General features: G+C 55.1%; 13 protein-coding genes. 8 read left to right on the top strand and 5 right to left on the bottom strand.

Annotated elements, in window-relative coordinates; genetic code table 11:
• Positions 1 to 498: 498 nt before the first annotated feature.
• Both ACTQXM_RS05550 and ACTQXM_RS05545 read left to right on the top strand, forming a co-directional pair.
• On the top strand, positions 499 to 1,071 hold the full coding sequence (locus tag ACTQXM_RS05550; RefSeq protein ID WP_441067867.1) for a recombinase family protein: 573 nt from the start codon (positions 499 to 501) through the stop codon (positions 1,069 to 1,071).
• 28 nt (positions 1,072 to 1,099) lie between these two features.
• Complete coding sequence (locus ACTQXM_RS05545; protein ID WP_441537262.1) at positions 1,100 to 2,728, top strand: hypothetical protein; 1,629 nt, start codon at positions 1,100 to 1,102, stop codon at positions 2,726 to 2,728.
• Positions 2,729 to 3,124: 396 nt separating this feature from the next.
• Here ACTQXM_RS05545 and ACTQXM_RS05540 read toward each other — a convergent pair whose 3' ends face one another.
• The 4 genes from ACTQXM_RS05540 to ACTQXM_RS05525 form a co-directional block, all read right to left on the bottom strand.
• The gene (locus tag ACTQXM_RS05540) at positions 3,125 to 4,033 is read right to left on the bottom strand and encodes a hypothetical protein (RefSeq protein ID WP_441537261.1); all 909 of its coding nucleotides are present in this window, start codon (positions 4,031 to 4,033) and stop codon (positions 3,125 to 3,127) included.
• 635 nt (positions 4,034 to 4,668) lie between these two features.
• The gene (locus ACTQXM_RS05535) at positions 4,669 to 5,865 is read right to left on the bottom strand and encodes a tyrosine-type recombinase/integrase (protein WP_441547618.1); all 1,197 of its coding nucleotides are present in this window, start codon (positions 5,863 to 5,865) and stop codon (positions 4,669 to 4,671) included.
• 107 nt (positions 5,866 to 5,972) lie between these two features.
• Positions 5,973 to 6,215, bottom strand: a complete 243-nt coding sequence (locus tag ACTQXM_RS05530; RefSeq protein WP_441537259.1) for a hypothetical protein — start codon at positions 6,213 to 6,215, stop codon at positions 5,973 to 5,975.
• Between the two features lie 611 nt (positions 6,216 to 6,826).
• Positions 6,827 to 7,054: a hypothetical protein gene (locus ACTQXM_RS05525; RefSeq protein WP_441537258.1), complete on the bottom strand. Its 228-nt coding sequence runs from the start codon at positions 7,052 to 7,054 to the stop codon at positions 6,827 to 6,829.
• Between the two features lie 73 nt (positions 7,055 to 7,127).
• Between ACTQXM_RS05525 and ACTQXM_RS05520 the strand changes: the two genes are divergently transcribed.
• From ACTQXM_RS05520 to ACTQXM_RS05495, 6 genes are all read left to right on the top strand, one after another.
• The gene (locus tag ACTQXM_RS05520) at positions 7,128 to 7,424 is read left to right on the top strand and encodes a hypothetical protein (protein WP_441537257.1); all 297 of its coding nucleotides are present in this window, start codon (positions 7,128 to 7,130) and stop codon (positions 7,422 to 7,424) included.
• 54 nt (positions 7,425 to 7,478) lie between these two features.
• Entirely contained in the window at positions 7,479 to 8,171 is a 693-nt protein-coding gene (locus ACTQXM_RS05515; protein WP_441537256.1) for a response regulator transcription factor, read from the top strand.
• Entirely contained in the window at positions 8,168 to 9,856 is a 1,689-nt protein-coding gene (locus ACTQXM_RS05510; RefSeq protein ID WP_441537255.1) for an ATP-binding protein, read from the top strand. The genes ACTQXM_RS05515 and ACTQXM_RS05510 overlap by 4 nt, the downstream gene beginning before the upstream one ends.
• A 61-nt stretch (positions 9,857 to 9,917) precedes the next feature.
• Positions 9,918 to 10,814, top strand: a complete 897-nt coding sequence (locus tag ACTQXM_RS05505) for a TVP38/TMEM64 family protein (RefSeq protein ID WP_441537277.1) — start codon at positions 9,918 to 9,920, stop codon at positions 10,812 to 10,814.
• A 372-nt stretch (positions 10,815 to 11,186) separates the two neighbouring features.
• Positions 11,187 to 11,612: a hypothetical protein gene (locus ACTQXM_RS05500; RefSeq protein ID WP_441537254.1), complete on the top strand. Its 426-nt coding sequence runs from the start codon at positions 11,187 to 11,189 to the stop codon at positions 11,610 to 11,612.
• A gap of 260 nt (positions 11,613 to 11,872) precedes the next feature.
• Complete coding sequence (locus tag ACTQXM_RS05495) at positions 11,873 to 12,562, top strand: C39 family peptidase (protein WP_441547617.1); 690 nt, start codon at positions 11,873 to 11,875, stop codon at positions 12,560 to 12,562.
• Here the strand turns inward: ACTQXM_RS05495 and ACTQXM_RS05490 are convergent.
• The gene (locus ACTQXM_RS05490) at positions 12,559 to 13,653 is read right to left on the bottom strand and encodes a sensor histidine kinase (protein WP_441547616.1); all 1,095 of its coding nucleotides are present in this window, start codon (positions 13,651 to 13,653) and stop codon (positions 12,559 to 12,561) included. The two genes, ACTQXM_RS05495 and ACTQXM_RS05490, sit on opposite strands and share 4 nt — an antisense overlap.
• Positions 13,654 to 13,715 lie beyond the last annotated feature (62 nt).

The raw sequence follows: 13,715 nt of genomic DNA, 5'->3' as shown, positions 1-13,715 counted from the left end.
AGATCATTTTGAGTAAAAGGGGAAACGGCAATGCTATTCGCCAATTATTGACAGCTATAAAGAGTGCCTATAGATAATGCATTTATAGCGTCTGGCGGTCTTCTCGATAGCATTGGCAATCATGCCTTGGTAATGCGCTATTTGCAGTGAAGGTAGACGGTCGGTGGAATTTCTTCTTTCAGTCATGTTGATATCAACTACATAGATGGGGTCTGCCAAGTAGAAGTTGAGGCCAAAGTGTAAAACACCCCGTATGCGCCAAAACAGACTGGGGCAGGGGCTTACGAGGTAACGCATCTTCTGCAAGCTGGGAGTGCGCAAGAAAGTTAAGCCGCGTATGGTGTATCCCAAAATTCATAACATTTGAGACATGAGAAATACTACTCCCCAAGTGAGCCTTTTGAATCAAATAGTGTCCTAAAAGATATTCCAAAAGTGTATGTCCCAATATAAAATACTAATAGGACTTTTGAGACATATAGGAATTGGAGGCACGCGATGAAGTTTCTCTACGCTCGCTGCTCAACAAAGGAACAGAACGAGGCAAGGCAGCTTGAATATGCGCACGCGCTTGGCTTAAAGGATAGCCAGATATTTATCGACAAGGCTTCGGGCAAGAACGCTAATCGTCCCGCTCTGAAAGATATGCTCTCTCGTCTGCGCGAGGGCGATGAAGTCTATATCACTGAGCTGTCCCGACTTGGCAGGAGCACTAAAGACCTAATTGACCTTATGGAGACCTTCGAACAGATGCATGTCGAGGTTCATAGCAAGAAAGAGGCTATCGATACAACCACTCCAGCAGGCAAATTGATATTTCATATGCTGTCAGCCATTGCTGAGTTCCAGAGGCAGATCATCCTTGAGAACGCTGCCGAGGGCAGGGAGGCCGCTATGAAGCAAGGTGTGAAGTTCGGCAGACCTAATGTTGATGAAGACGCTCTCAACATGGCTCTCTATCTATTTGAAAACGACAGAACGAAGTCAGTGAAAGAGATATGCGAAAAGACTGGCATTAGCAGAAGCACCCTATATAGGGAGGCTGAAAAAAAGGGAATAAAAAGGCAGTAATAATACTTTAGAAAGAAGGTGCTGCTTGATGGACATTGCAAAGACATGTTTAGAAATTCTTAATCGGCTAGGGCCGATAGACGAAAAAGTGAAGCGCGTAAAGCTAGAGCTTGAATGTGAACTTGGTAAAAACGCGTCTCGGCAGTATATGACTGCTGTTATGAATCGAAAAGTACGAGAAGATGGCTCTCAATTTGAAGTGGAGTCCAATCCAGTCCTTGCTGAAATATGGAAGGAGACGGAGAGACAGCTAATAGAGTCAGACCAAAGGAGAGCAGCCAATCGAGCGGGCGGTCAGGTAAAACTGCAAGAGGGGCTAAAGGCAAATGACGAGCATCAAGATGCCAAATCGGATGTGCTTGACTTGTTTTACCAGCCTCCAACACCGATAAGCCTCGAAGAGCGTGAAACGCATCCAGAGAAGAAGTACTACGTTTCAGATGCAATTGACATGACTGAACTTGAGGGTGGGAAATTAAACCTAATCTATTCGCCGCCCGGTACAGGTAAGACAACTTTTATAAAAGGTGAGCTAAAAAGGTATTCAGAGAACTTTCCCCATAGGTTGCTGTATCTTGCTCCTCAAGTATCGCTAGTTGAACAATTCAAAAGGGAAGGGCGCTTGAGAAAAGGATATCTCCCTAATGGCAGGTATTACTTAGATAGGGAGCTGGATGGTATTGCCGCAATGACGTACGCTGCATTCGGTTCGCGTATTAACTCGGCTAAACAAAGAGGCCTATATTCTTCAGAAGAGTGGTGGGAGCACGATTCAGTTATCTGTCTAGACGAGCTGTCCCAAGCTGTTCACCAGTCTTTCTATCCAGGGGAGGATGAGAATTCGACCGCACTTGCTTTGAAGGAGCTGTTGAAGCGCGTAGAAGACGAAAGCAACGTTGTCGTGACGTTGAGTGCGACTCCCAAAGCTGCGCTAGACTATTTTGTTTTCTGGAATAGTGCTCCATTTAAAGTAATTAAATCGACTTTTGGGCTTAAGGGCTATCGGAATCAAAAAGAAATTGAGTTTAGCGACATTGACAATTTGTTAGACAGTATCAGCCCTCAAGCAAAGGGTCTGATTTATACAAAACAAATAAAGCAAGTTAACGAGATAGTCGAACAGTTGCGTTCTAGGGGCATTCGCGCCATGGGTATATGGTCGCTTCACGCCAAAGACTTTCCAATGGACAAGGAACAACGAGAAGTGAGGGATCATCTAATAAAAACGGAAAGTTATCCTGATGATTTGCAGGTGTTGGTGATAAATGCAGCTTACGAAACAGGGATTAACATTAATCCGAGCAAAACAAAATTGGAATATGTAATAGTTAACAACTCAAATCAAGAAGTGATAACGCAGGCAAGGGGGAGATATAGAGGAGACATTGAGACACTATACAAAAGAGCGTCAGGCGGTGATGGTGCAGAACGCTACATTGATCCAGATATTGTTGAGCCATATTTAGGTATTAAGCTCTATAGGAAAGCAAAAGATAAATTGCGTCAGGAACTTGGGTTTAAAGACGACCATGGACGGCTGATGGGTTGGAAGAAAACTTCAAATCAATTGCAGCGCGAATATCTAGTTATTGACGGCAAGAAAGATAGCATCGGACGATATAGCTTGATTCAAAAGAGGAAACAAGCAAGTGGCTGATTAAGGTGATTGTCATGGACAAATTTGGAATTCTTATATATAAGAGCTCCAAATTTGTCCATTAGCTTTATTTAATGAGAGTTAAGGCTCCGCCCTACGGGCTGCGCGGCTTCGCCTTGCTCTACCGCACTTCGTAATGAACCCTTCGGTTTCATTACTGCGTTTGCTGCTCCCTAAACACAAGGTAAGAGGGGACAGATTTACGCCTCCGTTGCACTTCGGCTTCATATCTGTCCCCTCTTACCTTGTGTTTAGGGAGCAAATTAATTTTTGTGGGCAGAGGGTTTCCTCTATAAAGCAGGTTGGGAACAGGATGAGAATTAATACTCAAATCAAAAAGGGCCGATAAGTCTTTTGGATGGTTGTGACATTTTACGAGTAACGATGATGCCTTGTTCAGTTCCCAGATGTATAGAGAACGTAATAGTCTTCGCCATCGTAGTTTTGGAGAGCGAGGACGATTGCGCTGTCCTTTGCCCTTGCAAAGAAATAAGCGGGACGTTCGTTTAATTCTTTGTTGAGATCGTTATTTGCTGCTTGGTTGAAGGCGGCGGTAAACTTTACCTCAGTATTGACAAGCGCTGTCTTCATCTGGCCATTCTCGTCCTGAACTTTGATTGCTTTAGTCGGGATTTGATTCAGCTCGTAAGTGTATTTGCGGGATGAGTTATTGATGTACAGATAGATGTATGTGGGAAGGTCAGTTGCTTCCTTGCGGCTGGCGACAAGGCTGGGGTGTGCCGAAGTTTGCATTTTAATCGGAGAGAAGAGCCATTCCTGAGGAAGGTCGGACTCTTCCAGCCTGAAGGGGTTGTCTCCGCCGTATGTTTCCATGCTGTAGGACTTTTTCATTTCGTCCTTAATGAAGGTATCAAGTTCCTTGTCGGCTTTTTTCAATGCCTTGTAGACTTTGTAGTAACCATCTGTATCAGAAGCATCTAGTGCGGCCTGCGCATCTGATTTTGCAGCTTCGATTTCTTTGGTATCGAACTGCTGGGCAAAATATGAACTCAGAATTTCTTGAGAATGGCTGATTTCCTTGGTGATTTCGCTATAGAGAAGTTGGTCGTAACGTTTGTTTGCACTCTTTAGTTCAGCGTAGTTTTCAACTTCTTTTTTAAGCTCTTTATCAAGGGAGTCATACTGCTTGTTTGCCGAGTCGATGGCATCCTTTGATTCGATTGATACGGTTCCGATAGAGTCAATGGACTTCATCGTTGCAGACACCGAAGGGTCAGTGCATCCAGTGACGCTTAAAGCTAGGGTAAGCCCCACAACCGCGGCGAGGGGAGCTGATTGTTTCATAGTGTGCGTTCCTTCCTCCGACACTTGGTAAACGCTGTGGAAGGAGGCTCATCCAAAGAATGAAATGTGCAGCACGAAAAGGAGGAGTATCCACCCACAGTTGCTACACAGCTCCAAGCGCTTCGCGGTGGCACGAGTCAGCAAGGAGAAAGGGCAAATACCACTCCTTGTCACTGACTTGAGTGTCTTCAGTTGTGAAGCGCGAGCATTAAAAATGCTAGAGTTGTGTAGCAGGTACAACTCTAGCATGCTGATAAGCTATTTAATCTACTGACCTGTTGAACGGTCGAAAAAGTAGGCTGTTGTGAAAAGCGGAACCATCTGGCCTGTCGTGCCTGAGCCTCTAATGAGTAGTAAAAAGGTAGTAGACCAGATGATTTGAATGGTTAATACGCCTGATAATCAGCGGTTACCTCGTCGAGCGGCAGATGTTGCCGTGGCATACAAACAGGATTCTGTGCACCCTTGGATTTCCTTTCAAATATCAGGGTTTCCGCAGGTAATAAACGCTGTTCGTATGTCATCGCCCAGTCGCGGAATCCCGAATCGACTCGTGTATGAGCGGATATTTTCCGCCGCAAAAGTTGTAAACTCGGTTGTAAACCTCGCGGATTTACAACTTCGTACACTTTAGCTTACACGGCACCATCCGTCATGCGGAGCATGTCGTCCCTCACATCCTCGAATCCGAGGTGGGTGTACGTGTTGTATGTCACGCTAATGTCCGAGTGCCCCATGATGTACTTGAGCTTCGCGGGGTCCATCCCCTTGCGAGCCATCTTGGAGCAGAACGTGTGTCGGCATACATGCGGGGTAATCTTGGGAAGCTCCTTCTTGTAGATGCTATTGTGCTTGCGGAGGGAGAGCTGGAAGTACTTCTCCCAGTGCATCGCAACCTTCGGCATGTCGTTTTTGTCTAGAAGCAGGAATCCGCTCACTCCGTTAACGACGGGCTCGACAGGTGGGTTGGCACGCTTTTGAAGGATTGCCTTGAAGCATTCTTTGACTTCCTCGGACATGGGTACGTATCGCTCGCCGCTTTTCGTTTTGGGGCGTTCGATGTAGTACCTCATATCGCTGCCCCTCTGCAGCTGCTTGTTGACGCGGATGCTTCCGTTTTCGAAGTCGAGGTCAGATTTTGTGAGGCCGCAGAACTCCGAGATGCGCAGCCCCGTGTTGAAGAGGATGTTGAACGCTTCATAGTATCGCGAGTAATGCTTATCTCCCTTGATGAAATCGAGGAACCTGCGCTCGTCCTGTGGGGACAAGGCCTCGCGCTCAATGGAGTCATTGACGAGTACGGTGGCAAGCTCGAAGTTGAACGGGTTGCGCCTGATGAGGTCGTCTTCCTCCGCTAGCTGGAAAGCTGGGCGAAGCACTCCTCGAATGCAATGAATCGCGCTGTAGCTTTTCCCGAGTTCGCCTTGAAGATAGATGAGCCAATTCTTCGCGTCGAGCGTCGTTACATCGCCGATCTTCCTGCTTCCGAACTCGTCCTTGGCGAGAAAGTTCATAACCGTCTTATAGCCCGCGCGCGTAGTCGGGCGCACCGCCGTCTTGGTCGCGACGTACTTTTCAACCAATTCGAGAACGGTCATCCCGCTTGGTGCAACGCGGTCAAACAGATCGCGTTGCACCTGCTTCTCGATTTCGCGGAGGCACGGCCCCGACTTTTTGCCCTTGGGAGGGAGGTCGTGCGTGGTAAGCGTCCACGAGTACTTGTACTTCGTCTTGCCTTTCACGTCTTTGAACTTGAAATAGTACTGGCCGTTCGGGCGCTGCCCCTCTCCTTGGCGAAGGATGCGCCCCTTGCTGTCTTTCCTCGTGGGCACTCTTGTCACCTCCTCTCCTTATGGATGTGCCCCGATGCTGCTTCGCTGGCGCATCGGGGCACATAATTGCTAGTGGTACGGGCTGCGCGGGATTGCTTTCGAGAACCCTAGCGACGATTCGTGTTCCAATACAGCAGATCGCTTACAAAGTAATAGCGATGAGATGAGTCATAGCAGTGACGAAGATGCGCAGGCCCGATGCCATCACCGCTGTCTACCATCAACTGCAAAAGCCTGGTTGCCCCAAGAAACTTCTTTGCCTCCTCTTCGTCAACGACCAACATGGCATTTTCGAGCATGCTGTACACAGAGTTCTCAGACGCATCCCGAACACTTGTCTCCTTGCTCATTCGAGCCTCCTTTTCACTTGGCGTTGCCTGCAACGCAATTTCAATACAAGCCGAGATTACTTGCGTCGCCATGTATCCGCAAATCGAGAAAAGCCTGATAAACAAGTATTTTTGTTCGCATCCGTTCATAAATGAGGAGAAAAAAGTCGATGCGATTTTTCAAGATTCATAAGGCCTTCACGTGCGTGCTTTGCCGCATCCCAGCATCTCGCTTCGCTCGATGCGCGTGGGTTATCAGTACGAAGCATGCAGGCGGCGGGCATGGGGCCGTCGGCTATGCCGACCGTAGCGCAAGCTGCGTCAGCCCCTCTTATGCCCTTTTGCCTTTTTTGCCCCCGAAGCGTATAGCGGAGGGAGCCAAGGCGATTTCTCCTGATATATGGCGTGAAACGCTGTAGAAAACAAGGCATGTTTTAGGGGTTGGATCTGTCGAAGATTGCGACAGTTGTAGAAAGCGCTTCGAAAAGCCCCATAAACGGGGCGATCTTCTCGGAGGATTTTCTACAAGTTCAGGCGTAAAGTGACGACGTGTAGAAAGCGCGTCTTGAGTGCGCGCGGAGCAAAAAATAAAGGGCGCAGCGATTGTTTTCGCTGCGCCCTTCGGCGTCGTTTCAGTCGTAGATTATCGGAGCGGGCACGAGCCGCCAAGCTGTGCCTAGATGATTTACCCCAAGGACGTACAGGTCAAGCTCCTCGTCGTAGAACACCGGCTCGCCCGTGTGATCCATGACAAACGACGGGTCCTGTATGATGTACCACTGGAAAATCTCCTCCCACGGCGCCCAGTCCCCGCTTACAAGCTCAAGCGGGCGTTTTGCCATCTCGTTTGCGAGCACCATGTTCCCGCACGTCTCGGCGAGGTCGGCGTAGGTCTTGATGCCTCATAAAAACATATAAATTAAGGAGCTAGCTATGGTGTTCGAGAAAAATGCTGTATATCCTGTCAGTGCGCTGCAGCGCAATTCTCGTGAGGTTCGAGATGCCGCAAAGGAAAAGCTCCTGCGTATCACGGAAAACGGTGCCTCTGCATACATATTTTGTTCTGAGGAGGTGCTGGAGCGGACGATTAACCAGGCGGTCGAAGAGGCTTTGTACGAAAGGGAGCGCCTAGAGGCAATCGAACGCGGGGACTGCATGTGCGGGCTTGATAATCTTAAAAAGCGCGCGACGGCCGTGCGCAATTCCGGGGCATTTGTCGACAAAAAGTAGACAGGCTTGGGAGACAATGCGGGTGGATTGACAGCGGCGGGGGACGGAGACGCCATGCGGATGCTCGTGGTGGATGATGAGGCCGAGATCGCGGATATGCTCGCGGAGTATTTCACGCTCGAGGGGTTCGAGGTGACGTGCGCGAACAGCGGTTCCGAGGCATTGGTCGCTGCTCCGCGCGGGTTCGACATCATCCTGCTTGATGTGAACATGCCGGGCATGGACGGGTTCGAGGTGTGCCGTCGCATTCGCGAGCATCTGAGCTGCCCTATCATTTTTCTTACCGCGCGTATCGAGGACGTTGATCAGCTCGACGGGTTTGCCGCCGGGGCCGACGATTATGTGCTCAAGCCGTTCTCCCTGCCGGTACTGGGGCGCCGCGTGGCCGCGCACATGGCCCGTGAGGGGCGGTCGCGCCAGGACGATCTGGCGGTGCGCTTCTTTGGGGAGCTCACGATCGATTACGGCAAGCGTTCGGTGGAGGTGCGCCGCGCGGGCGAGCCAGCGGTGCCGGTGGAGTTCACACGCCTGGAGTTCGATATCGTTGCGTTGCTGAGCAAGCGTACCGGCCGGGTTTTCGACCGCGATGCCATCTACGAGCGCGTATGGGGCTGGGATGGCACGGGCGACGCCTCGCTCGTGCGCGAGCATATCCGCCGTATTCGTAAAAAGTTCCAGCTGGCCGGCGTCGCGGCCGACCCCATCGAGACGGTATGGGGCGTGGGATATAAGTGGGTGGCCCGATGAAGGGCGGTGCGCCGAGGGCTGAGCGGCCGAGCCTGCGCGAGCGGGCGCGCGCGTGGTGGAGGGCCCGCCCGCTCGGCGTGACCTTTGCCGCCTGCGTGGCGGTGTACTTGCTTGTGGCAACGGCGGCCTGCCTGGCGCTGATCGGCGCGACCGAGACGGTGGAGGACGTCTATCGGCGTTCGGGTACGGGCATCGATGAGGATAGCTGGCTGTTCTCGGGTCCGTATATCTACGACTCGGCTGCGCACGAGCTGCGCCCCGCAACTGAGATATCGGTTCCCGGGGCCGAGGGGCTCGCAGTTTTTTTGGCCACGGGCGAGGACGAGGGGGCACAGCGCCCCACGTCCGGTGCGGCCGCGACGCAGCGTGCGTACCCTGAACAGTCCCAGAGCTATGCCACCGTGGCCGGCGTCGAGCGGGGCGCGATCGGCTTGATGGACTGGGGTCTTAACGGGGAGTATCTGGGACCCGGCCGAGACGCCTCGTTTACCAACTATGAGGACGGCGCGGTGGAGGTCGTGGCGCTCGATCAAGACAACCTTGCCCAATACGACGCTCAGCAGCGCACGCTGCGGGCGGATCCGGTGGCGGCTTTCAAGCAGATTACGGATATCGACCTGCGTGATGCCTTTGGGGCCGACCGCATCTCCAACGTCGCTTACTACGCGTTTGCCGGAGGCATGCACCCTCCCCTCATTGCGGCGAGCGATATGGTGCAGGGTGTAGGGCCTTTTGCGATCTACGGCGGCCTGGCGATCGTGATGTTTCGCCGGTTCTATCGCACCAACATCGCCGAGCCGTTGGGCGAGCTTGCTGTCGCGGCCGAGCGGATCGGCTCGCAGGATCTCGACTTTGAGATCGAGCCGGTGCGCGGCCGCGAGCTGGCCCGTTTGGGTGCCACCTTGGATGCCATGCGCGCCGAGCTGCTGAGGGCGCAACGGCACCTGTGGCACATGTCTGAGTCTCGGCGCCAGCTCAACGCGGCTTTCGCCCACGATCTGCGCACGCCCATCACGGTGCTCAAGGGAACGGCCGAGCTGGCCCGCATGCGTGTGGATGCGGGCAAACAGGTGACATCTGAGCAGGTTGAACGTTTGCAGGTGCAGGTTGCCCGCTTGGAGTCGTACGCCAATGCCATGAGCGGCGTGTGCAAGCTCGAGGATCGTGCGGTGAACCGTGCCCCGCTCGCCTTGCGTGAGGCTGAGGACGAGCTTAGGCGGCACGCGCGCGAGGTCGTTGCGGCCAGGGTCCCCGAGTTGGCGGTCGAGGTGCGCTCGGTCGAGGGCATGGATGGGGTCTCGGCTACCGCCGCCGCGCTCTTGCTCGACATGTCCCTGGTGGAGGAAGTGCTCGACAACCTTTTGAGCAACGCATGCGGCCACGCCCGCGCGCGGGTGGTGGTCGAGCTGGGCGTGGGGGACAACGGCGATTCGCGGCGTCTGATTGTGCGCGTGCGAGACGATGGCGATGGTTTTTCGCCTGAGGCCCTGCACCGCGCATGCGATGCGTTCTACAGCGAAAACAAGTCGGCCGAGCACTTTGGCTTGGGCCTGAATGTGTCGAGCGTGTTGGCCGAGCTGCACGGCGGCGACATCGAGCTGGCCAACGGCCCGTGCGGCGGGGCGTGCGTGACGGCGACGTTTGAGTGCGGATGCAAGGCTCCTGGCGAAAATCTTCCAGCGTAGACAAAGGATTGACACGCGTTTTGGACACTACTGGTTGTAGGCAACCAGGGAGGTGTCCGAGATGCGTGTTGACATGAATGGTGCGGACGCGGCCATGCGCCCGCTCGGAATGATGGGAACGGTGTTCCCGCGCGAGGACTGTGCAACGTGCCGTCGCAAGGAAACGTGCTCGGCGTGCCGGAGGGCCGCGCAGCGCGATGCGGCACCCAAGGAGCCGGTGTCCTCGGCGCCCGAGATCGCGGTGCACCGCCGTCGCATGCGTTGGGCCGTGATGGCCGCCGCGGTGGGTACGATCTCGCTCATTCTTCCGCTGTGCTGGGAATACCTGCCCGATGTGCTCGCTTGGCTGGGCGACCCTGCGCAGGTGCGCACGTTTGTTGCCGAGCATGCCATCGCCAGCCGCCTCGTGCTCTTCCTCATCAACTTCGTCCAGGTGCTGCTGGCGTTTCTGCCGGGAGAACCGGTTGAGCTGGCAAGTGGTTACGCCTTTGGCTTTTGGGAGGGCACGGCCATGTGCCTGGCGGCGTCGGGTGCGGCGACCTGCGTGATCTGGTGGGCGGTGCGCCGCTGGGGCTGGCGTCTTATCGATCTGTTCTTCGACCGCAGCCTGGTCGAGCGGTTCTCCTGGTTGCACAATTCGCGCCGCATGGGTCTCGTGATGCTCTGCGTTTTCCTGGTCCCCGGAACGCCCAAGGACTTCCTTACCTACTTTGCAGGCCTGACCGGCATGGGTTTTGGTCCCGTGGTGCTTATCGCAACGTTTGGGCGGATCCCCTCGATCGTCACCTCGACCGTTGCCGCCTCGGCGCTGGGAGCGGGCAAGGTGGAGATGGCCGTGGCGGCCGTGGCGGTGTCGGTGCTCATGCTGGTTGCTGGCGCGTACTTGGTGCGCGTGGTGCGCAAGCGCTCTGCGAGTCGGGCCTCGTGTGAACCGGACTCAACGGTAAACAAACGGTAATCTTGCCCGCAGTTTACGGGTTGTTAGCAATCAGTCGGTACAGTGTTGGAAGGAGAAGAACCATGAGGCATGGAGGACAAATGCAGCATCAGTTGGACGATGTGCTGATGATGGAAGACGGCACCGAGGTCGAGGTGACTCCACTTAAAGAGGATATGCAGGCGCTGGCGTCGCTGGCGATTTTGCGCTGATCGCCGTGTTGTTGCTGGCATTGGGCTGCTAGCGGCACGTTTTAGCCTGATCGCATGCCGTCCGCGGCCGGTATATGCATGTGGCCTCGCCCATCTGTTACACGGGGCATCATCATCACATGCATAGGTAATTCGGCCGGGGTTCCCCGGGGAGTGGGATTCCCCAGAGAGCGAGGTTCGTATGGATAAGCGGACGGTATCCTATCGAGCGATCGCCCTTGCGTTGGGAATCGCGCTGGTGGGCGCGGGGTTCGGTCTGTGGTCGGCGCGCGAGACCGCGGTCATCAAGAGGGGCCTTGCCGAGGGATTTGCCATCAACGGTATGTTCCAGGAGCGGCAGCCCGGCCGATCAACGCTTGCGTTTCTTGACGAGGAGGGGCGGTGGCGGCACGTCGACGAGCACGGTGACGTTATGAACGGCACGTTCAAGCGTTCGGCCGACCCCAACGGCTTCGTGCTGCTGGACGAGGCGGGCGGCGAATGCGGGTCCGTCCATCTTGCGTTCACCTCGAAGGACGGCCTGCACGGAACGCTGTATCTGCAGGCCGATGACGAGATTGTTAGGTTTGACAAGACGGATTGGGTCCCGGCTTTTATGGAACAGTAGGCTGGGGCAGCTGCCGCTCTTAGCAAAACCTTAGGATTTCATTCAAGACCTCTTATGGGGCAGGGCCATATTCTCCCTATCGATGGCGTACGGGCGCAATCGGCGATAAGGGAGGCATTATGGAATGCATGTTGGCAAGTCAACGCCCATATAGCGATGGGAATTATGGCGGGAGCGACGTCTATCGCGTCCCGGCGGGTCGCACGGAGGCATTTCCCGTTCAACGGCGGGGCAGAGGCGCCCGCACGGCTTACCGTGGTGTGCGTCGCATCGATCGAGGTCCTTTGCGCGGCCGGCGTCAGCGACGCGGCATTCGCGCGGCCGCCCTCGTGGTTGCGATGCTGACGATTGGCGCCATCGCCTTGTCGTCGTGGCGCAACGGGGGACCGACTGCGCCCGTGGCGGCAGGATGGGATGCCCTGACGGCCCCGCGCTCAACGCCTAAGCGAGAGTGGAGCCGCGGTGCGATTCCGCATTTGTATCAGATCGATCCGGTATGGGCTACCGAGCCGTACGCCGGCGGCACCATTGGCGAAAACGGGTGCGGGCCCACGTGCCTCGCCATGGTATATGTGGCGTTAACGGGGCGTACGAATCGGGGTCCCGTGGAAATGGCTCGACTGAGCGAAGATGCCGGGTTCACCGTGGACGGCATGACATCGTGGGAGCTCATGACGGTCGGCGCTGCTCAGTTGGGCATGGTAGGTGAGGAGATGCCCGCTGATGCGGGGCGTGTGTCCGAGGCCCTTGCTGCCGGTGTGCCCATTATCGCGAGCGTCCGTCCCGGCGACTTTACCACGACCGGCCATTTTATCGTGCTGGCGGGCATCGACGAGTCCGGACGGCTTGTTGTGCGAGATCCCAACAGCCGCAACCGAAGTGAAAAGACCTGGGACATCGAGCGCGTGCTTTCCCAGTGCTCCAACCTGTGGAGTTTCCGCCTGGCCTAGGCGTTGTGCCTTGGAAGCTCGACGGTGAAGCCCGTTGTGCCGCCGGAGCTCTGCGCAGTGATTTCCCCGCCGTGCAAGTGGACGATCTCGCGCGCGATGGCGAGCCCCAGGCCTGCCCCGCCTGTCGAGGTCGCACGGGTTTCGTCCACGCGATAGAACTTGTCAAAAATGGACTGCAGCTTGTGCGGGGGAACGGTCAGACCCATGTCGGTTATGCGCACGCGCACGCGTTCCGCATCGGCCGTATCCACGTTAACGGCGATGGGTGTATTGGGCGAGCTGTAGGCGATCGCGTTCTTGAGGATGTTGTTGAACACGCGTGCCAGGCGCATGGCATCGCCCTCGATCATGAGCGGCTCGGGCTCTTCGTCCGTAATCTCCGTGCCGTCTACGACAAGCTTGGCCGTATTGCCATGCCCATTCAGCAGGGGATAGAACTCATCGAGCATTTGCACAAGAAGAAACGAGAGGTCGACAGGCTCCATCTCGAGTTCGATATTTTGCAGGTTGTAGCGTGTGATGTCGAAGAATTCGTTGATCAACCGTTCGAGACGCCGGGCTTTGTCCAGGGCCGTGGCGGTATAGCGGTTGCGTTGCTCTGCGGGCATATCCGGGACCTCGTCCAGCAGGGAAAGATAGCCCACGACCGAGGTGAGCGGCGTTTTGAGATCGTGCGCCAGGTAGGTGATGAGGTCGTTCTTCCGGGAGGCCTCATCGCGTAGCGCCTGCTCGCGATCGCGCATGGCTCGTTTTATCTCGGTCATGCGCAGGGCGACGTCGTCAAATCCGGGGCCAAACACATCGGCTGCCGGCGCCTCGCCCTTCATAAAGGTGTCGATGCGGCGGCAAACGGCCTCCAACGTTCGCCTGCGTTCCATACGGCGCGCAATCAACATCGTGAGGGCGACGGCAATGACCAGGGTCGCAAGGGCGCCCAAGCCCAACTGGTAAAACATGAAGCGCACGCCATCCGGGCTCAACACGTCAAGGGGCATCAGCCCCAGTTCATCGAGGTTGAAGGTCTGCAGCACCTGGCTGGCGAACCAGCTCATGAAGGCGCCATTCATATAGGTGTCTATAAAATCGAACAACGCGCTGAACAGGATTCGGATGAGTGTGAGCCCTAATACGGCCGCCGCGAGCCCCAGGGCTA

This window comes from Collinsella sp. LCP19S3_D3 (assembly GCF_052121455.1).
Lineage (GTDB): Bacteria > Actinomycetota > Coriobacteriia > Coriobacteriales > Coriobacteriaceae > Collinsella.
This window is presented reverse-complemented; position numbering and strand designations above follow the sequence as displayed.